Origin of the sequence: Streptomyces sp. NPDC057280, from assembly GCF_042668605.1 — a bacterium.
Lineage (GTDB): Bacteria > Actinomycetota > Actinomycetes > Streptomycetales > Streptomycetaceae > Streptomyces.
The window spans coordinates 302,367-321,231 of the sequence record NZ_JBHUYR010000004.1; the positions used below are offsets into that span (position 1 = coordinate 302,367).

Here is an 18,865-nt window from a genome sequence, read left to right on the forward strand (position 1 = left end):
TTGCACCCCGACAACGCACCCGCATGGACACCGGCCGCCGACTCCCACACCCCGGAGCAGCCCCGGCAGGTCCGCCGCATCCTGAAACTCTTCCGCCCCTACCGCAGCCGCCTCGCCGTCGTCGGCCTCCTGGTCGGCGCCGCCTCGCTGGTCTCCGTCGCAACCCCCTTCCTGCTGAAGGAGATCCTGGACGTCGCGATCCCCGAGGGCCGCACCGGCCTGCTCAGCCTCCTGGCGCTCGGCATGATCCTCAGCGCCGTGCTGACCAGCGTCTTCGGCGTCCTGCAGACCCTGATCTCCACCACGGTCGGCCAGCGCGTCATGCACGACCTGCGCACCGCCGTCTACGACCGCCTCCAGCGCATGTCGCTCGCGTTCTTCACGCGCACGCGCACCGGCGAGGTCCAGTCCCGCATCGCCAACGACATCGGCGGCATGCAGGCCACGGTCACCTCCACCGCGACCTCCCTGGTCTCCAACGCCACCAGCGTCGTCGCCACGATCGTCGCGATGATCGCCCTCGACTGGCGCCTGACCGTCGTCTCGCTGCTCCTGCTCCCCGTCTTCGTGTGGATCAGCCGCCGGGTCGGCAACGAACGCAAGAAGATCACCACCCAGCGCCAGAAGCAGATGGCCGCGATGGCCGCGACCGTCACCGAGTCCCTCTCGGTCAGCGGCATCCTCCTCGGCCGCACCATGGGCCGCTCCGACTCGCTGACGCAGTCCTTCGCGGAGGAGTCCGAGCGCCTGGTCGACCTCGAAGTGCGGTCGAACATGGCGGGCCGCTGGCGCATGGCCGTCATCACGATCGTCATGGCCGCCATGCCCGCCGTCATCTACTGGACCGCGGGACTCGCCCTCCAGACGGGCGGCCCGGACGTCTCGATCGGCACCATCGTCGCCTTCGTCTCGCTCCAGCAGGGCCTGTTCCGCCCGGCGGTGAGCCTGCTCGGCACCGGCGTCCAGATCCAGGCCTCCCTCGCCCTGTTCCAGCGCATCTTCGAGTACCTCGACCTGCCGATCGACATCACCGAGCGCGAGAACCCCATCCACCTGGACACCGTCAAGGGCGAGGTCCGGTTCGAGAACGTCGAGTTCCGCTACGACGAGAAGAGCGCCCCCACCCTCACCGGCGTCGACATCACCGTCCCCGTGGGCGGCAGTCTGGCGGTCGTCGGCCCGACCGGCGCCGGCAAGTCCACCCTGGGCCACCTGGTGCCGCGGCTCTACGACGTGACCGGCGGCCGGGTCACCCTGGACGGCGTCGACGTCCGCGACCTCGACTTCGACACGCTCGCGCGCGCGGTCGGCGTCGTCTCCCAGGAGACGTACCTCTTCCATGCCTCGGTCGCCGACAACCTGCGCTTCGCCAAGCCGGACGCCACCGACGAGGAACTGCACGCGGCGGCGAAGGCGGCCCAGATCCACGACCACATCGCGGGCCTGCCCGACGGCTACGACACGGTCGTGGGCGAGCGAGGCCACCGCTTCTCGGGCGGCGAGAAGCAGCGGCTGGCCATCGCCCGGACGATCCTGCGCGATCCGCCGGTCCTGATCCTCGACGAGGCGACCAGCGCCCTGGACAACCGCACCGAACGCGCCGTCCAGGAGGCCATCGACGCCCTGTCCGCCAACCGCACCACGATCACCATCGCGCACCGGCTGTCCACGGTCAGGGGTGCCGACCAGATCGTGGTCCTGGACTCCGGCCGCACCGCCGAGCGCGGCACGCACGAGGAACTGCTGGAACTGGACGGGCGGTACGCGGCCCTCGTACGCCGGGATGCTCAACTGGAACCGACAAGCTGAAGATATGCCGGGTTTGTAACGATGTGGGGGTTACCGTGCCCGCATGTACCAGAACACTCCGTCACGGAGCACGATTCGACTGACGCGCCGGGGCCGACTCGTCCTCATCGCGACCGGGGCCGTCGTGGCCGGCACCGCCGTGGCGGTGCCGCTGCTGAGCCTGGACAGCGACAAGGCCGCCAAGCCCACCGCACTGGTCATCCCGGAGGGCTGGCGCGCCGGCCAGGTGTACGCCGCCATCGACAAGGCCCTCGCCCGCCCGGCGGGCACCGCCAGGAAGGCGTTGGCCAGGGCCGCTCTGAAGCTGCCGACCGACGCCGAGGGCAACCCGGAGGGCTACCTCTTCCCGGCGACGTATCCGCTCAACGACAAGACGACGCCCGAGTCGCTGCTGTCGTTCATGGTCGACACCGCGAACCAGAAGTTCAACGGGGCGCCGATGGCCGCCGGCGCCCAGCGCAACGCGATGAACGTCTACCAGGCCGTCACCATCGCGAGCATCGTCCAGGCGGAGGCCGCCGCCAAGGCCGACATGGGCAAGGTGGCCCGGGTCATCTTCAACCGCCTGGAGCGCGGGATGCCACTCCAGATGGACTCCACCATCAACTACGCGCTCAACCGCTCCACGCTGAGGACGACCGACGCCGACACCCGGATCGACAGCCCCTACAACTCGTACCAGCGCATGGGCCTGCCGCCGACCCCGATCGACAACCCCGGCGAGGAGGCGATGCGCGCCGCGATCACCCCGACGCCGGGCGACTGGCTCTACTTCGTCACGGTGAAGCCCGGGGACACCCGCTTCACCGCCGACTACCAGGAGCACCTGCGCAACGTGGCCGAGTTCAACGCCCGCCAGAAGAAGAGCGCGCAGCCCGCGAAATGACGTCCCGGGACGTCAGGCGGCGACCGGCTCCCCGGCCAGCAGCCGCCTGATGTCCCGCACGGCCGCCCGCCCCGCGCGGTTGGCGCCGACGGTGCTGGCCGAGGGGCCGTAGCCGACGAGGTGGATCCGCGGGTCGGCGACCGCGCGCGTGCCCTCGACGCGGATGCCGCCGCCCGGCTCGCGCAGCTTCAGCGGCGCCAGATGGTCGATGGAGGCGCGGAAGCCGGTCGCCCACAGGATCACGTCGGCGTCGATGTGCCGGCCGTCGTTCCAGGCCACCCCGTCCGGGGTGATCCGGTCGAACATCGGCTGCCGGTCCAGGACGCCGTCGGCGACGGCCTGCCGGATCTGGTCGTTGAGCGGCAGCCCGGTCACCGACACCACGCTCTTCGGCGGCAGCCCCTGCCGCACCCGCTCCTCGACCATCGCCACCGCCTCCCGGCCGATCTCCTCGGTGAACGGCCCCTGGCGGAAGACGGGCGGCCGCCGGGTCACCCAGGTGGTGGCGGCCGCGTACGGGGCGATCTCCATCAGGTGCTGCGTGCCGGACGCGCCGCCGCCCACGACCACCACCCGCAGCCCCGCGAACTCCTCGGGCCCCGGGTACTGCGCGGTGTGCAACTGCCGCCCCCGGAAGGTCTCCTGGCCCGGATAGCGCGGCCAGAAGGGCCGGTCCCAGGTGCCGGTCGCGTTGATCAGCGCCCGCGTCGCCCAGGTGCCGGCCGAGGTCTCGACGAGCAGCCGCCCGCCCTCGCCCTCCCGTACCGCGCGCACGTCCACGGGCCGGCGCACCCGCAGGTCGAAGGTCCGCTCGTAGGCCTCGAAATACTCGGAGATCACCTCGGAGGACGGCCGCGCGGGATCGGCGTCCGTCAGGTCCTTCCCCGGCAGCGCGTGCATCCCGTGCACCTTGCCGTACGTCAGCGACGGCCACCGGAACTGCCAGGCGCCGCCCGGGCCGGGGGAGTGGTCCAGCACGACGAAGTCGCGCTCGGGCTCGAAACCGGTCCGGCGCAGGTGATAGGCGCTGGACAGGCCGGCCTGACCAGCGCCTATGACGACGACCTCAGTGTTGTTCACCTTTCTACCAACCGGACCGGGGCCCGGGATCTTCCCTGACTAGCCCTCGCCGCGCGCCGGCGTGGTCGACGGCGGCAGACCGGCGTTGAACCGGGTGTCCACGAAGTCGGCGAAGTCGACCTTCTTCGGGATCAGCTTCAGCTGGGTGAACGTGTCGGCGATCTCCTGCTCGGAGGCGATCAGCGGCTTGTCGACGGCGACCGAGATGCGGGTGGAGTTGGTCCGCTTCACCGAGGCCAGCGCGACCTCGTAGGGCAGCCCGGTGTCCTTCGCCCAGACCTTCGCCCACTCCTCCTGGTGGTCGTGCACCCAGGTCGTGGCCCGCCGCAGCCGGTCCAGATAGTCCTTGATCGCGGCGGCCTTCTTCTTGTCCTCGAGCGCGGAGGGCGCCGCCACCTGGAAGGTGAGCCCGTTGGTGACCCCGTCGCCGGTCGTCAGGATCCGCCCCTGCTTCGCCTGGAGCACCTGTGAGGTGTACGGGTCCCACACCGCCCACGCGTCGACCTTGCCGGACGTGAACGCCGCCAGCGCGTCGGCCGGCTGGAGGTACTTGACCTTCACATCGCCCAGGCTCAGCCCCGCCGCCCTCAGGGACGCGACCAGCTGGTAGTTGGCCGACGAACCCTGCGCCACCGCAATGGACTTGCCCTTGAGCTGCTCGGGCTCCGTCAGCTTCGAGCCGTTCGGTACGAGGATGGCGTCGCCCTTGGACGTGCCGTGGAAGGCGGACACGACCGTGATCTTCGAGCCTGCCCCCGCCGCGAACACCGGCGGGGTGTTGCCGACTCCGCCGATGTCGACGGCCTTGGCGTTGACGGCCTCCAGCAGCGGCGGCCCCGAGGTGAACGTGGACCACTTGATCTTGTAGTCGAGGCCCTTGAGCTCTCCGGCGGCCCGCAGGATCGCCTCCGAACCGCCCTTCTGGTCACCGACGTTGAGGGTGAGCGACCCCTTGCCGTCGGTGTCGGAACCGGCGGAGGCGCTGCCGCCGCAGGCGGTGAGCAGGAGGGCGAGCGGGAGGAGCAGGGCGGCGGGGACGAGGCGTCGTCGCATGGCGGTTCCGTTCTGGGGGTGGGGTGGTTCAGGCGGCTTCGGCGGCGGTGTCGACGCCGAGCCGTTCCAGCAGGCCGGCGCGGAGTTCGGCGAAGCGGGGGTCGGTGATGTCGCGGGGGCGGTCGAGGTCGACGGTCTGCTCGTGGGCGATGACCCCGTCGTCCATCACCAGGACGCGGTCGGCGAGCAGGACGGCCTCCTCGACGTCGTGCGTGACGAGCAGGACCGCGCAGCCGCGCCGCTGCCACAACTCGCCCACCAGGCGCTGCGCCTTGATGCGGGTGAGGGCGTCGAGCGCGCCGAACGGCTCGTCGAGCAGCAGGAGATCGGGCTCGCGGACCAACGCCCGGGCCAGGGAGGCGCGTTGGGCCTCGCCGCCGGAGAGGGTCTTGGGCCAGGCGTCCGCGCGGTGGCCGAGGCCGACCTCCTCCAGCGCCTGGTCGGCGACGGGGCGTCCCGGCTTGCCGGGCAGGCCCAGCAGGACGTTGCGCCACACCTTCTTCCACGGCATCAGCCGGGGCGACTGGAACGCCACGGCCTTGCGGCGCGGCACCAGCACGGTGCCCTCGATGTCGCGGTCGAGACCGGCGAGGATGCGCAGCAGGGTGGACTTGCCGCAGCCGCTGCGGCCGAGGAGAGCCACGAACTCTCCCTGGCGGACGTCGAGTCGGAGGTCGTCGATGACGGTGCGGCCGTCGAAGGAGCGGGTCAGCCCCTCGACGCGCACCGCCCGGGTGGTCCGCCGGGTGGTCACCGGCCGGTGAACGTCGGTCGCCATTGCAGCAGCAGCCTTTCGAGGGAGCGGACGACGAAGTCGGCCAGCAGGCCGAGGAAGGCGTAGACGATCAGGCAGACCACGATGACGTCGGTCCGCAGGAAGTCCCGTGCCTGCACCATGAGGAACCCGATCCCGGAGTCCGCGTTGACCTGCTCGGCGAAGACCAGCGCGAGCCAGGCGATGCCGAGGGAGTACCGCAGTCCGGTCAGGGCACCGGGCAGGGCGCCCGGCAGTACGACGTGCCGCACCAGCCCCCACCTGGACAGCCCCAACGACTCACCGGCCTCGATGAGTTGGGAGTCCACGCCGCGGATGCCGGCGTAGACGTTGAGGTAGAGCGGGAAGGTCACGCCGAGCGTGATGATGGCGACCTTCGGCGCCTCGCCGATGCCGAACCAGATGATGAACAGCGGGATGAGACCGACGAACGGCACGGTCCGCAGCATCTGGACGGGCGCGTCCACCAGATCCTCGCCGATCCTGAACAGGCCCGAGACCAGGGCGAGTCCGGTGCCGACGAGCGTGCCGAGGAGCAGCCCCGCGGCGACCCGCTGGAGCGAGGTGCCCATGGCGGAGGTCAGCGAGCCGTCGGCGATCAGATCGCTCCCTACCTGGGCGATCCGGCCCGGCGAGGCCAGCACGTCGGAGGTCAGCACGCCGGTTGCGCTGAGGACCTGCCACAGCAGGACCAGGACCACGGGGCCGGTGGTGCGGCGCAGCCAGCGGGGGATGCGGGTACGGCGGGAGGAGGCGGGGACGAGGGGTTCGAGCTCCAACGAGCCGTCCTTGCCGGGTATATCGGAAATATCCGGCTCGGGAGCGCTGGGTGGGGCATGGCTGATGCTCATGAGTGCTCCACGGAGTGGGAGAGCGGGGTGCGCCGGAGCGCCGCCGCGTCAGAAACGCGGACGGACAGGAGGTGACGCGGATGCGAGAAGCGGGGAAGAGGCGGTGAAGGGCGTCAGCGGCCGCGGCGACACGCGGCGGAGGCCACCCGCAGCAGGTCGATGTGACCGCGCGTGGTGAGCAGAACTGAACGCAACATGCCGCCGAACGTAGCCAGATGGCGTGGCCATGGTCAATGGCGTCTCGCGGAATGGACCTGCCGTATCGCAGGGCGGGCGGCGGATCCCCCCGGCGGCCGGACGGATGGGTGACGATGGCGGTATGTCAGATGCGTTCACCACCCGAGTACTGAACATCACCTCCGGATCGACCGAGCGCGTGGTCGACCTCACCGGCGACTGCGCCGCCTTCCTGCGCGAGGCCGCCGCCGGCCGGGACGGCCTCCTCAACCTCTTCGTCCCGCACGCCACCGCGGGAATCGCGATCATCGAGACGGGCGCCGGCAGCGACGACGACCTGCTCTCCGCCCTGCACACCCTCCTTCCCGCCGACGACCGCTGGCAGCACCGGCACGGCAGCCCGGGCCACGGCCGTGACCACGTCCTGCCGGCCTTCGTGCCGCCGCACGCGACGCTGCCGGTGATCGACGGGCGGCTCGAGCTCGGGACGTGGCAGTCGGTGTGCCTGGTCGACACGAACAAGGACAACCCGCAGCGCAAGGTGCGCCTCACGTTCCTCGCGGGTTCCTGAGGCGGCCGGAACCAGGAGACCGGCGGTGACATCGTCCGCTACAGTCTAGGTAGACCTACCTACCTAGTTTGGATCCTGTGATGAGTGAGACCGACGCGGGCGCCGCCGGGAAGCCGCGGCGGCGCCCTGCCCGGGAACGGCTGCTGGCGGCCGCGGCCCGCCGGTTCTACGCCGACGGCGTGGCCGCGACCGGCATCGACACGATCACCGCCGACGCCGGTGTGGCCAAGATGAGCCTGTACAACAACTTCTCCTCCAAGGCCGAACTGGTCCGCGCCTATCTGGACGCCCGGCACGAGGAATGGCTCGGGCTCTACCGGGCGCGTCTGGAACGGGCCGAGGGGCCGCGCGACGGCGTGCTGGCGGTCTTCGACGCCTACGCCGACCACGCCGCGTTCGCCTACGAGCACGGCTTCCGCGGCTGCGGTCTGCTCAACGCCGCTGCCGAACTCCCGGCCGGGGATGAGGGCCGAGCCGTGGTCCGCGCCCACAAGGAGCAGGTCGAGCGGCTGATCGCCGGGCATCTGGAGCAGCTGCTGCCCGATCGTCCCGGCACCGCCCATGCCACGGCCGAGCACCTGTCCTTCCTGCTGGAGGGCGCGATGGCCCGCGCCGGCCTGGAAGGCGACGGCGAGCGCCTCCGGCACGCCCGCGCCCTCGCGGCGACCCTCCTGGACCGGCTGTGAGGGGCACCGCACACGGCGGTTCCGCCATGACGGGAACCCTGTGCGTGCTCGCGGCCTCCGTGCTGTGGGGGACGACCGGCACGGCCGCCACCCTGGCCCCGGAGGCCGGCCCGCTCGCCATCGGCGCTGTCGCGATGGGCCTCGGCGGACTCCTCCAGGCCCTCGTCGCCGCACCGCGGATCGCCCGCGACGCCGGCCGGCTGCGTGCGCGGCGCGGCATAGTGCTGCTCGGCGCCGTCTCGGTCGCGGTCTATCCGCTCGCCTTCTACAGCTCGATGCACCTGGCCGGAGTCGCCGTCGGCACCGTCGTCTCCATCGGCACCGCCCCGCTGGCCTCGGCCGTCATCGAACGCGTCCTGGACCGCCGCCGACTGACCCGGCGCTGGCTGCTCGCCGCCGCCCTCGGCCTGCTCGGCACCGTCCTGCTGTGCGTCGCCGAGGCCGCCCACGCCGACGGCGACACCGGCGCTCGGTCCATGGCGGCCACGTTGCTCGGCGTCGGCCTGGGCCTGGTCGCCGCCACGACGTACGCCCTGTACTCCTGGGCGGCGCACCGGCTCATCACCGGCGGCATCCCCTCCCGCGCGGCGATGGGCGCCGTGTTCGGAATCGGCGGGCTGCTCCTCATACCCGTCCTGTTGGCGACGGGAGGCCCGCTCGTCAGCTCCTGGTCCCATGTCGCGGTCGGTGCCTACATGGCCGTCGTTCCCATGTTCGCCGGGTACGTACTGTTCGGCTGGGGGCTGGCGCACGTCCCGGCGAGCACCGCCACGACCCTGTCCCTGCTCGAACCGGCGGTCGCGGCCGTGCTCGCCGTCCTGGTCGTCGGCGAACGCCTCCCGGCCGCCGGCTGGGCCGGGATCGTGCTCGTCGTCGCCTGCCTCGCCGTCCTCACCGCCCCGGCGCCGGCCGTCCGCCGCCGATCCGGCGGGGAAGCGGACGCTGGCCTCGCGGCGGTCGTGGCTCCGCTCGGCGACCGGGGAGCTCAGTAGACCGACAACCCGTAGGCGTTCAGGGCCTCTTGGATCGGCTGGTAGTAGGTGGTCCCGCCCGAGGTGCAGTTCCCGGAGCCGCCCGAGAGGATGCCGATGACCTTGTCGCCGGCGTAGAGCGGGCCGCCGCTGTCGCCGGGTTCCGCGCAGATGTTGGTCTGGATCAAACCGTAGACCACGTCTCCGCCGCCGTAGTTGACGGTCGCGTTCACGGCGGTGACCCTGCCACAGCGGATACCGGTGGTCGCTCCCCGGCGGCAGACCGACTGGCCGACGTAGGCGGTGGCGGTCCCGGTGATGTCGACGGTGCCGATGGTGCCGGGGTGCGGCACGGCCGAGTTGGTGTAGCGGACGATGCCGAAGTCGTCGCCGGGGAAGCTGGTGGCGGTGGTCGGGCCGATCGCCGTCGTCATGGCCGAACTGGTGTACCAGGTGGCCGCGCCGTCGGTGCAATGGCCGGCGGTGATGAAGTAATACGTGCTGCCGCTCTGGACGTTGACGCCGGCCGAGCAGCGCCAGGCGGCCGCGTAGATGCCGTCACCGCCCGACACCAGGGTGCGCAGCGGGCCGTCGAGCCGGGTGAGGGTCGCGACGCCGGTGAACCGTCCGGTGGTCTGCCGCAGTCTGGCCAGATCCGTGTCGGAGACCGTGGAGTCGGCGAACACCCGTAATCGCCCGGTGCGTTCGTCCACGGCCCAGCTCGTGCCGGCCACCCCCAGGGATTCGACGGCGGCGGCCGCCCCGGTCACCGGGACGCCGGGCGTGGGGGCCGCGGCGGCGCCCGCGCCGGAACCCGCTACGGCGGCGAGGACCGACAAGCCCAGGACCGCGGTGGATAAGCGCGAGCGCCTGAGGGTGGTGCGTCGAGTTCTGAACACCGGTGCCTCCGATGAGGACGATGGGGTGGGTGGCTACCCGGACGGGGTGATCGGGAATCCTTCGCCCCTGTGCCGTAATCTGATGCGCAATTGCTAAATTTCGCAATTCATTGGATGCTGTGTCGGCTGTGCTCGCTGATGGCCGCGGGCACGGCCTTTCGCGTCCGCCACCGGGGTGGGGCTCGCAGGGGAAGCCGAGGCGTCGTGTCCGTTCCGCGGTACCAGTCAAGTCAGCCGCACGTGCTGACCACGGCGTTCAGCCGGGCCCTGGCCCGGATCGGTGCGCTGCTGCCCGGTCGCGACGACCTCGCCGAGATGCGCCGCGATCCGCGGCGGGATCTGCTGGCCGGCTTGACGGTGGCGATCGTGGCGCTGCCGCTGGCCCTCGGTTTCGGCGTCTCCTCGGGCCTGGGCGCGGCGGCGGGGCTGGCGACCGCGGTGGTCGCGGGCGCGCTCGCCGCGGTCTTCGGCGGATCGAATCTGCAGGTGTCGGGCCCGACCGGGGCCATGACCGTGGTGCTCGTCCCGATCGTGGGCGAGTACGGTCCGACGGGCGTCCTCACGGTGGGGCTGATGGCCGGCGTCATGCTGGTCGCCCTGGCCGCGCTGCGGGCCGGCCGGTACATGCAGTACGTGCCCGCCCCGGTGGTCGAGGGCTTCACGCTCGGCATCGCCTGCGTCATCGGCCTCCAGCAGATCCCCAACGCACTCGGCGTCCCCAAACCCGAGGGCGACCGGGTGCTGGTGGTGGCCTGGCGGGCGGTCGAGGCGTTCGCGGCGGCCCCGAACTGGACCGCGGTCGGATTCGCCGGCGCCGTCGCCGTGGTCATGCTCGTCGGCGCCAGGTGGCGTCCCACCGTCCCCTTCTCCCTCCTCGCGGTCGTCGCCGCCACGGTGGTCGCCCAGGTCGCGGGCCTGGACGCGGCGCGGCCGATCGGCGACCTGCCGTCCGGGCTGCCCGCTCCCTCGCTGTCCTTCCTGGAGCCCGGCTCGCTCGGCACGCTGCTCGCCCCGGCCGTGGCCGTCGCGGCGCTGGCGGCCCTGGAGTCCCTGCTGTCCGCCTCGGTGGCGGACGGGATGACGGTGGGTCAGAAGCACGACCCGGACCGGGAACTGTTCGGCCAGGGCCTGGCGAACATCGCCGCCCCGCTGTTCGGCGGCGTCCCGGCGACCGGCGCCATCGCCCGCACCGCCGTCAACGTCCGCACCGGCGCGAGCTCCCGGCTGGCCGCCCTCACCCATGCCGCGATCCTCGCCGTCATCGTCTTCGCGGCGACCCCCCTGGTGTCGAGGATCCCGCTCGCCGCGCTCGCCGGCGTCCTGCTGGCCACCGCGGTCCGCATGGTCGAGACCGGCTCCCTGCGGGCGATGGCGAAGGCCACCCGCTCCGACGCGCTGATCCTCGTCCTGACCGCCGCCGCGACCCTGGTCCTGGACCTGGTGTACGCCGTGATCATCGGCCTGGCCGCGGCGGGCGCCCTCGCCCTGCGTGCCGTGGCCAAGCAGGCCCGCTTCGACCAGGTGCCCCTCGACCGGGGCGACCACAGCGCCGAGGAGCACGCCCTGCTGGCCGAGCACATCGTGGCGTACCGCATCGACGGCCCCCTGTTCTTCGCCGCCGCCCACCGCTTCCTGCTGGAGCTGACCGAGGTGGCCGACGTCCGGGTCGTCGTCCTGCGCATGTCCCGGGTGTCGACCATGGACGCCACCGGCGCCCTCCTCCTCAAGGACGCGGTGGAGAGGCTGCACCGGCGCGGCATCCTCGTCCTGGCCTCCGGGATACGCCCCGGCCAGCGCCAGGTCCTCGACTCCACCGGCGCGCTGGCACTGCTGCGGCACGAGGGCCGGGAGTACGCCACGACACCCGAGGCGATCCGCGCCGCCCGCGACCACCTGGAGACGGCCGGACTGCTGCCGGCCCGCGCCGAGCCTGCGTCCCGGACGACCAGCGAGGAAGCCGCCCGATGAGCACACCCCGGCCTCTTCTCTCAGCTGATTCGGTGCTGTCGGGCGTACAGGCGAGGATGGGGCGCATGGACGTGACGAGTGGGTGGACGCGAGGGGCGGCCGGGTGAGTACGCCGCTGTACCAACTGAAGGCCGAGTTCTTCAAGACGCTCGGCCACCCGGCCCGCATCCGGGTCCTGGAGCTGCTGAGCGAGCGTGAGCACTCCGTCGCCGAGATGCTGCCCGAGGTGGGCATCGAGCCCGCCCACCTCTCCCAGCAGCTGGCCGTGCTGCGGCGCGCCAACCTGGTCGTGACGCGCAAGGAGGGCTCGACCGTCCACTACTCCCTGACCAGTCCGCATGTCGCGGAACTTCTCCGCGTGGCCCGCACCATCCTCTCCGGCGTCCTGGCGGGCCAGGCCGAGCTGCTGGCCGACCTCCAGGCGACGCAGGGGGAGGCCAAGCCGCAGGGGTAGGGGCGACCTGGCGGGAGCGGCGTCACGGGGCGGCGGGGCCGGTGATGAGCCGGCCCTCGGCGTCGTACGGCCAGACGTTCGGTACGCAGCCGTGCATGCCTTTTATCTGCTGCATCATCGCGGGGGCCGGCTCGCCCTTGCCGGGACAGGTGACATGGCCGTGGTGGAGGAAGTGGCCCACCTCGTGGTTGATGATCAGCGCGCGGTAGGCGGTGACGTCCTGCGCGTAGACGGGGGTCGCCAGGACCCAGCGGTCGAGGTTGACCATGACCTGGTCGTTCGCGGAGCAGTTGTACCTGCCGCCCGTGTCGAGGCCGCTCCGGCCGCAAACCTCGTCGACGGTCGCGGGGGTGGCCAGGCGGACGACGAAGTCGGCGGGGCCGTCGGCGACCCGCTGGAACGCCGAGTGCCCGTCGGCGGTCCAGCCGCGGGGGTCGGCGAGGATGCGGTCCACCGTCTCGGCTACCCCCGAAGCGGACAGGTCGACGTTCTCCTCCACCTCGACGCGGTAGCGAAACGGCGTTCCCTTGCCCGCCTTGGCGCTCCCGCCAGGTGCCGTGACGTACGTTCCGGGACCCTGCCGGGGGAGGGCGGGGGGCTTTGTGGCGCTCGGGGACGTGCTGGGTCGGGGCTTGCTGCTCGGTGTCGGCGTCGGCGTCGGCGTCGGCGTCGGAGTAGGTGTCGGTGACGTGCTTGTGGTCGGTTCCGACAGGGAGTTGTCCGACGACCGCAGGGGCGGGCTCGAGGGCGGCCATGCCACCACCGTGCAGCCGACGGCCCCGAGGACGGTCAACACGGCCAGGCCGAAGGCCAGTTGGCCTTTGTGGCGGCTCCCGGAGGCTTCCCGGCGATGGCTGCTGGCGGGTTTTCGCTTGTGCTTGGTCACGGTCACTCACGCTGTGATCGAAATGTGATCGGACCTGGCCCGGCAGATAACGAAAGGGTAACTCCCGTGGCTGGTGGTGCCCTTGTGATACTGACCCCATGTCACGTGTGTTGTTGATCGAAGACGACCGTGCCGTCCGTGAGGGCGTCGCCCTCGCCCTGCGCCGCCAGAACCACGACGTCGCCGCCGCCTCGACAGGGGAGGAGGGCCTGGAGCAACTGCGCTCGTTCCGGCCGGACATCGTGGTCCTCGATCTGATGCTGCCCGGGATGACCGGACTCGACGTCTGCCGCGCGATACGCGCCGTCGACCAGGCGCTGCCGATCATCATGGCCACCGCCCGCGGCGACGAGGTGGACATCGTCATCGGTCTGGAGGCGGGCGCCGACGACTACGTCGTCAAACCCGTGACCGCCCGGGTGCTGGACGCCCGCATCCGCGCCGTCCTGCGCCGCTCGGGCGCTGCGCCCGTCGGCGAAGGGCTGCCGAAGATCGACACATACGGCGAACTGACCGTCGACCGCGCCGGGTTGACGGTCAGACTGGGCGGTGAGCCGATCGCGCTCGCCCCCTCCGAACTGCGGCTGCTGCTCACGCTCTCCGCCTCGCCGGGGCAGGTGTTCAGCCGGCAGCAACTGCTGGAGGCGGTCTGGGAACACGACTTCCACGGAGACGCCCGGCTGGTGGACGCCTGCGTCAAGCGGCTGCGCACGAAGATGTCCGAACCGCCGCGCGCCCCCCGCTACATCCACACGGTCCGCGGTTTCGGCTACCGCTTCGCGGCCCCGTGAAGCGCCGCCGACTGCGCGGGCTGCGGCCGCGTCTCGTCGTCGCCTTCGGGCTGGTCGCCGGTGTCGCCGCCGCCACCACCGGTGCGCTGACCTTCCGGGAGGCCCGTATCGGGGTCCTCCAGCAGAGCCAGGACGCGGTGATCGGGCAGTTGCGGGCGCAGTTGAACGAGCGGGCCCCCGAACTCCCCTACCCTCCCGGCGAGTCCGCGCTGCGACAGCTCGCGACGGACGTGGCGGCCGCCGACGCGTCGGGCAGCCGGCGGGTGCTGGTGACGTACCGGGAGCTGAGCGCCTCCTCCGTGCCCGGTGACCGCTTCCCCGAGCTGACGCCCGCCGTCCGCAGGGCCGTCGCCTCCAGCCGGGCCACCGTCTTCCAACGGGTGAACGAAGGCGGCCGTCCCTCCCTGGTCGTCGGCATGTCGGTCACCTTCGGCGACCCGGACGGGTCCCGGCTGGCTTCCGGGGTGCGGGTGTTCCTGGTCGTGCCGCAGACCACGGAACAGGCCTCCGTCGACGCCCTGGTCAGCGCCGTCGAGCGGGCCATGGTGCCGGCCCTGGGCCTCGCCGTGGCGCTCGCGCTGTTCGCCGCCCGGGGCGTGCTCGTGCCGGTGCGGGCGCTCCGGCAAGCCACCCGACGGATGGCCGAGGGACGCCTCGACACCCGGCTCGACGTCCACGGTTCCGACGAACTCGCCGAGCTGTCCCACGCGTTCAACGAGACGGCCGCCGCACTGGAGACGTCGGTGGCGGAGCTGCGCGAGATGGAGGCACGGGCCCGGCGCTTCGCCGCGGACGTCTCGCACGAACTGCGCACGCCGCTCGCCGCGATGTCGGCCGTCACCGACGTCCTGGACGAGGACGCCGCCCGGCTGGACCCCGACACGGCCACCGCGGTCCGGCTGATCAGCGAGGAGACCGTCAAACTCACTCGTCTCGTCGACGACTTGATGGAGATGTCCCGATTCGACGCGGGAGCGGCGGTGCTGCACCTCGACGAGATCGACCTCGCCGAGTCGATCCGGCGCACCCTCGCCGCCCGCGGCTGGTCGGACACGGTGGACACGCGGTTGCCGCCTCCCGGCACGGCCCGCGGACGCGTCGACCCGCGCCGCCTCGACGTGGTCGTCGCCAACCTGGTCGGCAACGCGCTCAGACACGGCGGCGCACCGGTGCGGGTGTGCCTGGACGTGCACGGCTCCGACGAACCCGGCGCGGTCATCGAGGTGCGCGACAGCGGTCCCGGCATCCCGGACGACGTCCTGCCGCATGTCTTCGAGCGGTTCTACAAGTCCGACACCGCCCGCAGCCGCTCCGAGGGCAGCGGCCTCGGCCTGGCGATCACCGCCGAGAACGTCCGCATCCACGGCGGCACCGTCCGCGCGGCGAACCATCCGGCGGGCGGTGCCGTCTTCACCGTGGAACTCCCTTTGCAGCGGGACGAGTCGTCCGAGGAGCACCCGTCATGAACGCCCCACGCCGTCGCGCGCTGCTCGCGGTGCCGGCGCTGCTCGCGCTCGCCTCCTGCGACATTCCCACGACAGGCGTGGTGGAGGCCGGTGCGCCGGCGAGCGGTGTCCGGCCGATCACGCCGGTCTACTTCCTTCACGACGACGCGCTCGTCGCGGTCCCGCGTACGACCGCGTGGCCGGGGGATGCCGGGGACGCGGTGCGGCTGCTGCTGCGGGGGCCGACGCCCGGGGAGGCGGGCAAGCGGCTGACCACGGCGATCCGGGAGCGCCGGGCGACTCCGGCGTCGCCGGTGCCGACCGCCCCCGAGCCGGGAGGTCAGCCGGTCCCCAGCGATCCGCCGCGGCAGCCGCCGACGGGCGAACCCATCGATCCGCAGGGACAGCCGCCGACGGGCGAGGCCACCGACCAGCAGGGGCAGCCGCCGACGGGAGAGCCCACCGGCCTGAAAGGGCAGCCACCGACGGACGAACCCGTCGCCGACGTGCGCGGTGACCGCATCACGCTCCGGCTGCCCCTCGGCACCGGCCCGTTGAGCCGCATCGCGACCCGGCAGGTGATCTGCACGGCCGCGGCCGCCCACCGCGTCACCGCCCCGTCCGCCGCCCCGGTCACCGTCGAGGTGACCGACGGCAGCGGATGGCGTGTCGGCGGAACCGACCAGGGCTGCCCCGCCCTCTAGCGCCCGTCGCCCGGGTGCGCGAGGTCGTACGGGCGCAGGTACGGCGTCGGCCGGTACGTCACATAGCGGGCCGGAGTCGTGGAATCGGCGGCTGTGGCCCGGGAGTTCAGGGAGGAGGCGTCCGTGGCGGGCCACTTGCCGGTGCCGATGCGGTCCTCCAGCGTGTGCAGGGCGCCCAGTTGCTCGGCCGGGCTGAACGTGCAGTGCCCGGCGTTGTCGACGTACGCCTGCCGCAGCAGGGCGGACGTTCCGGCGGCGGTGACCGTGCGCTTCAGGGCGCTCTCCGTCTGGACCGGGACGAGGGCGTCGCCGATGGTGTGGATGTCCAGCTGCGGCTTGGTCAGCTTGCCGGTGAACGTGCTCGTGCCGCGCATCCAAGCCACGGCGGACGGATCGGCGGAGATCCGCGGCGCCTTGTTGAGGGCGGCGAGGTCCTTGCCCAGCGACAGGCCGGCCTTCTTGTACAGCTCGGTGACCTCCTTGTGGACGGAGGACCGGCCGAGGAGCCGCGCGTAGTCCACCCCGGTGTTCCAGGACATGTTGCCGCCGGCCCGCGTCTCGGCCTCCTGCCGCCAGCTGAACGCGGGGAACTGCACGAGGCCCTTGAGGGCGGTGTACTGGTTGGCCTCCCGGCTGTCCCAGTCGGTCTCGGCGGGCCGGGGCTGTGCGGGGTCGTTCCAGCCCGGGATGTTGTGCAGGGCGGCGGCCAGCGCGATCCGGGCCCGCCCGGCGGCCGTGGTCTGGGCCGAATCCACCGCGGACGTCAGGGTGTTGGCGGCGTTGGCGGCCGCCGCCTGGTCCGGGAAGCCGACGAGCGGGATGCCGGAGTCGGGCGCGAGGAGCGTCTTGAGGGCGAATACCGGGTCGAGGGTGTTGTTCCAGTTGGCTACGCCGCCGTGGACGAGTCCGCACATCGCCAGGGAACCGTCGATGCGCCCTGGGGCGCGCTCGGCTATGGCGGTGGTGACGAGCCCGCCGTACGACTGCCCCCACGCGAGGGTGCGGCGCGCCGTCCCGAAGCGGTCCTTGAAGGCGCCGAGGGTGGCGAGCTGGTCCGGCACCGCGTCCGTGACCGCCCAGCCGGTGCTCGCGTAGGAGGAGCCGATGAGGGCGTAACCCTGTTGCAGCAGAAGGGACTTGGTGCGGTCGTCCGGCGCGTTCTGGGCGGGGTTGGGGCCGCCCTTGGCGCGGTAGCCGTGGCTGAAGAGCAGGACCGTGCCGTTCCAGTCGGCGGGCACGTCCATCATGTAGGTCGCGCCGGAGGGGAGTTGGCCCTCGATGTGGCTGGTCTCCGTGGTGGCCGCCGCTGCCGTGGCGGGCAGGGCGGCGACGGCGAGCAGGAGTGCCAGAGCTGACGCCGTGCGGGTACGGGTCGTCATGCGGAGATCTCCTCCGTGTGGGGGGTGGTGGGCTGTGCGGTCGGCTCGGTGAGGGTGGTGCGGTGGGTCTCGCGGACGAAGCACACGGTCAGCGCGGTGATCGCGGCGCCGCCGCACAGCAGCCAGGCGACGGGCGTGCCGCTGTCGCTGCCCGCCACCAGGCTCCCGGCGATCATGGGGGAGAAGCCGGCGCCGATGAGGGTCGCGCCCTGGTAGCCGAGCGAGGCGCCGGTGTAGCGGACCCTGGTGCCGAACATCTCGGTGAGCAGGGCGCCCAGCGGGCCGTACATCGTGGACTGGGCGATGCCGTGGCCGAGGACCACGGCCAGGATCAGCAGTCCCGGCGACTTCGAGTCGACCAGCGCGAGCACGGGGAAGGCGAGCGCGGCCGAGGCGACGGCTCCGGCGAGGACGACCGGGCGGCGGCCGACGCGGTCCGAGAGCGCGGAGGCGCACGGCAGCACGACAAGGGCGACACAGGCGGAGACGGTGAGGGCGTCCAGCACCTGCGGACGGGCGTATCCGATGCCCGTGGCGTACGCGATCATGTAACTGGTCAGCAGGGACTGGGCGGTGAAGGCGCCGATGCCGACGCAGCAGGCCAGCAGCACCGGGCGCGGGTTGCGCAGCACGTCGAGGATCGGCAGCCGCGACTCGGCGCTGTCCTTCTTCACCTCGGCGAACAGCGGGCTCTCCACCACCTTCAGCCGGACGAACATGCCGACGCCGAGCAGGACGACGCTCAGCAGGAACGGCAGCCGCCAGCCCCAGGCCGCGAACTCGTCCTTCGGCAGCGTGACGACGTACGCGACGACGGCCGTGGACAGCAGCGAGCCGAGCGGGGCTCCCATCTGCGTGAAGCTGGACCACAGGCCGCGGCGCCGCTCCCCGGCGTGCTCGACGACCATCAGGGTGGCGCCGCCCCACTCGCCGCCGATCGCGATGCCCTGGACCACGCGCAGGGCGATCAGCAGGACCGGCGCCCATACGCCGATCGTGTCGTACGTGGGCAGCAGACCGATGAGGAAGCTGGCGCCGCCCATCAGGCCCATCGTGAGCAGCAGCATCGACTTGCGGCCGAGCCGGTCGCCGAAGTGGCCGAAGAGGACGCCGCCGAGCGGGCGGGCGACATAACCGGCGGCGAAGGTGCCGAAGGCGGCGATCGTGCCCACGGCCGGGTCGGCGCCGGGGAAGAACAGTTCGCCGAAGACGAGCGCGGCGACGGTGCCGTAGACGAGGAAGTCGTAGAACTCCACGGCGGTGCCGAGCAGCCCGGAGAGGGCTACTCGGCGCAGCTGGCGGGTCCGTTCGGAGGCCGTGGGCGGTGCGGCGACGGGGGACGAGGGCATCGCGGTCTCCCATGAGAGCGGGGAAGGACACCGCGAAATTAGGCTCTCACGCGACTGCCGTCAATAAAGTGCACAACATTGGGTCGAGGTCTCCTGCGGCCCACGTCGTGCCGATCGGCTCGCCTGGCCCG

Annotated in this window: 19 protein-coding genes; 10 read left to right on the forward strand and 9 right to left on the reverse strand. The window is 72.1% G+C overall.

Annotated features, from left to right (window positions below; translation table 11 throughout):
* Together ACFUO4_RS25260 and mltG are read left to right on the forward strand one after the other, a co-directional pair.
* Positions 1-1,809, forward strand: a complete 1,809-nt coding sequence (locus ACFUO4_RS25260; RefSeq protein WP_383488582.1) for an ABC transporter ATP-binding protein — start codon at positions 1-3, stop codon at positions 1,807-1,809.
* Between the two features lie 43 nt (positions 1,810-1,852).
* A complete protein-coding gene (gene mltG, locus ACFUO4_RS25265; RefSeq protein WP_383488585.1) occupies positions 1,853-2,695 on the forward strand; it encodes an endolytic transglycosylase MltG in 843 nt (280 codons plus the stop codon).
* 12 nt (positions 2,696-2,707) lie between these two features.
* On the opposite strand, the gene ACFUO4_RS25270 is transcribed toward mltG, so the two are convergent.
* The 5 genes from ACFUO4_RS25270 to ACFUO4_RS25290 form a co-directional block, all read right to left on the reverse strand.
* Positions 2,708-3,775, reverse strand: a complete 1,068-nt coding sequence (locus ACFUO4_RS25270) for an NAD(P)-binding domain-containing protein (RefSeq protein ID WP_383488588.1) — start codon at positions 3,773-3,775, stop codon at positions 2,708-2,710.
* Between the two features lie 39 nt (positions 3,776-3,814).
* Positions 3,815-4,828, reverse strand: coding sequence for an ABC transporter substrate-binding protein (locus ACFUO4_RS25275; protein ID WP_383488591.1), 1,014 nt, complete (start codon positions 4,826-4,828; stop codon positions 3,815-3,817).
* Between the two features lie 28 nt (positions 4,829-4,856).
* Complete coding sequence (locus ACFUO4_RS25280) at positions 4,857-5,606, reverse strand: ABC transporter ATP-binding protein (protein ID WP_383488594.1); 750 nt, start codon at positions 5,604-5,606, stop codon at positions 4,857-4,859.
* Entirely contained in the window at positions 5,579-6,454 is an 876-nt protein-coding gene (locus ACFUO4_RS25285; RefSeq protein ID WP_383488596.1) for an ABC transporter permease, read from the reverse strand. The genes ACFUO4_RS25280 and ACFUO4_RS25285 overlap by 28 nt, the downstream gene beginning before the upstream one ends.
* 113 nt (positions 6,455-6,567) lie before the next feature.
* Positions 6,568-6,651: a putative leader peptide gene (locus tag ACFUO4_RS25290; RefSeq protein WP_352340592.1), complete on the reverse strand. Its 84-nt coding sequence runs from the start codon at positions 6,649-6,651 to the stop codon at positions 6,568-6,570.
* Between the two features lie 122 nt (positions 6,652-6,773).
* Between ACFUO4_RS25290 and ACFUO4_RS25295 the strand changes: the two genes are divergently transcribed.
* The 3 genes from ACFUO4_RS25295 (at position 6,774) to ACFUO4_RS25305 (ending at position 8,880) form a co-directional block, all read left to right on the forward strand.
* Positions 6,774-7,202, forward strand: a complete 429-nt coding sequence (locus ACFUO4_RS25295) for a YjbQ family protein (RefSeq protein WP_079309552.1) — start codon at positions 6,774-6,776, stop codon at positions 7,200-7,202.
* An 80-nt stretch (positions 7,203-7,282) separates the two neighbouring features.
* Complete coding sequence (locus ACFUO4_RS25300) at positions 7,283-7,888, forward strand: TetR/AcrR family transcriptional regulator (RefSeq protein ID WP_079309553.1); 606 nt, start codon at positions 7,283-7,285, stop codon at positions 7,886-7,888.
* A 26-nt stretch (positions 7,889-7,914) separates the two neighbouring features.
* Complete coding sequence (locus ACFUO4_RS25305) at positions 7,915-8,880, forward strand: DMT family transporter (protein WP_383488600.1); 966 nt, start codon at positions 7,915-7,917, stop codon at positions 8,878-8,880.
* Here the strand turns inward: ACFUO4_RS25305 and ACFUO4_RS25310 are convergent.
* The gene (locus ACFUO4_RS25310) at positions 8,874-9,758 is read right to left on the reverse strand and encodes a S1 family peptidase (protein ID WP_383488603.1); all 885 of its coding nucleotides are present in this window, start codon (positions 9,756-9,758) and stop codon (positions 8,874-8,876) included. The two genes, ACFUO4_RS25305 and ACFUO4_RS25310, sit on opposite strands and share 7 nt — an antisense overlap.
* A 243-nt stretch (positions 9,759-10,001) precedes the next feature.
* Between ACFUO4_RS25310 and ACFUO4_RS25315 the strand changes: the two genes are divergently transcribed.
* Together ACFUO4_RS25315 and ACFUO4_RS25320 are read left to right on the forward strand one after the other, a co-directional pair.
* Positions 10,002-11,726 (forward strand): SulP family inorganic anion transporter, encoded by a 1,725-nt coding sequence (locus ACFUO4_RS25315; protein WP_383489767.1) that lies wholly within the window; start codon positions 10,002-10,004, stop codon positions 11,724-11,726.
* Between the two features lie 103 nt (positions 11,727-11,829).
* Entirely contained in the window at positions 11,830-12,180 is a 351-nt protein-coding gene (locus tag ACFUO4_RS25320; RefSeq protein WP_079309555.1) for a metalloregulator ArsR/SmtB family transcription factor, read from the forward strand.
* A 22-nt stretch (positions 12,181-12,202) separates the two neighbouring features.
* On the opposite strand, the gene ACFUO4_RS25325 is transcribed toward ACFUO4_RS25320, so the two are convergent.
* Complete coding sequence (locus ACFUO4_RS25325; protein WP_383488606.1) at positions 12,203-13,072, reverse strand: DUF3152 domain-containing protein; 870 nt, start codon at positions 13,070-13,072, stop codon at positions 12,203-12,205.
* 92 nt (positions 13,073-13,164) lie between these two features.
* Between ACFUO4_RS25325 and ACFUO4_RS25330 the strand changes: the two genes are divergently transcribed.
* From ACFUO4_RS25330 to ACFUO4_RS25340, 3 genes are read left to right on the forward strand one after another with little or no spacing between them, the layout of a single operon-like run.
* Positions 13,165-13,857 (forward strand): response regulator transcription factor, encoded by a 693-nt coding sequence (locus ACFUO4_RS25330; RefSeq protein ID WP_079309556.1) that lies wholly within the window; start codon positions 13,165-13,167, stop codon positions 13,855-13,857.
* Positions 13,854-15,323 carry an ATP-binding protein gene (locus tag ACFUO4_RS25335; protein WP_383488610.1) on the forward strand — a complete coding sequence of 490 codons (1,470 nt, stop codon included), beginning with the start codon at positions 13,854-13,856 and terminating at the stop codon, positions 15,321-15,323. The genes ACFUO4_RS25330 and ACFUO4_RS25335 overlap by 4 nt, the downstream gene beginning before the upstream one ends.
* Positions 15,320-16,006: a hypothetical protein gene (locus ACFUO4_RS25340; protein WP_383488613.1), complete on the forward strand. Its 687-nt coding sequence runs from the start codon at positions 15,320-15,322 to the stop codon at positions 16,004-16,006. Before ACFUO4_RS25335 ends, ACFUO4_RS25340 begins: the two co-directional genes overlap by 4 nt.
* On the opposite strand, the gene ACFUO4_RS25345 is transcribed toward ACFUO4_RS25340, so the two are convergent.
* Entirely contained in the window at positions 16,003-17,385 is a 1,383-nt protein-coding gene (locus ACFUO4_RS25345) for an alpha/beta hydrolase family protein (protein WP_383488616.1), read from the reverse strand. The genes ACFUO4_RS25340 and ACFUO4_RS25345 overlap by 4 nt on opposite strands.
* Positions 17,382-18,734 (reverse strand): MFS transporter, encoded by a 1,353-nt coding sequence (locus ACFUO4_RS25350; RefSeq protein WP_383488619.1) that lies wholly within the window; start codon positions 18,732-18,734, stop codon positions 17,382-17,384. Before ACFUO4_RS25350 ends, ACFUO4_RS25345 begins: the two co-directional genes overlap by 4 nt.
* Between the last annotated feature and the right edge of the window lie 131 nt (positions 18,735-18,865).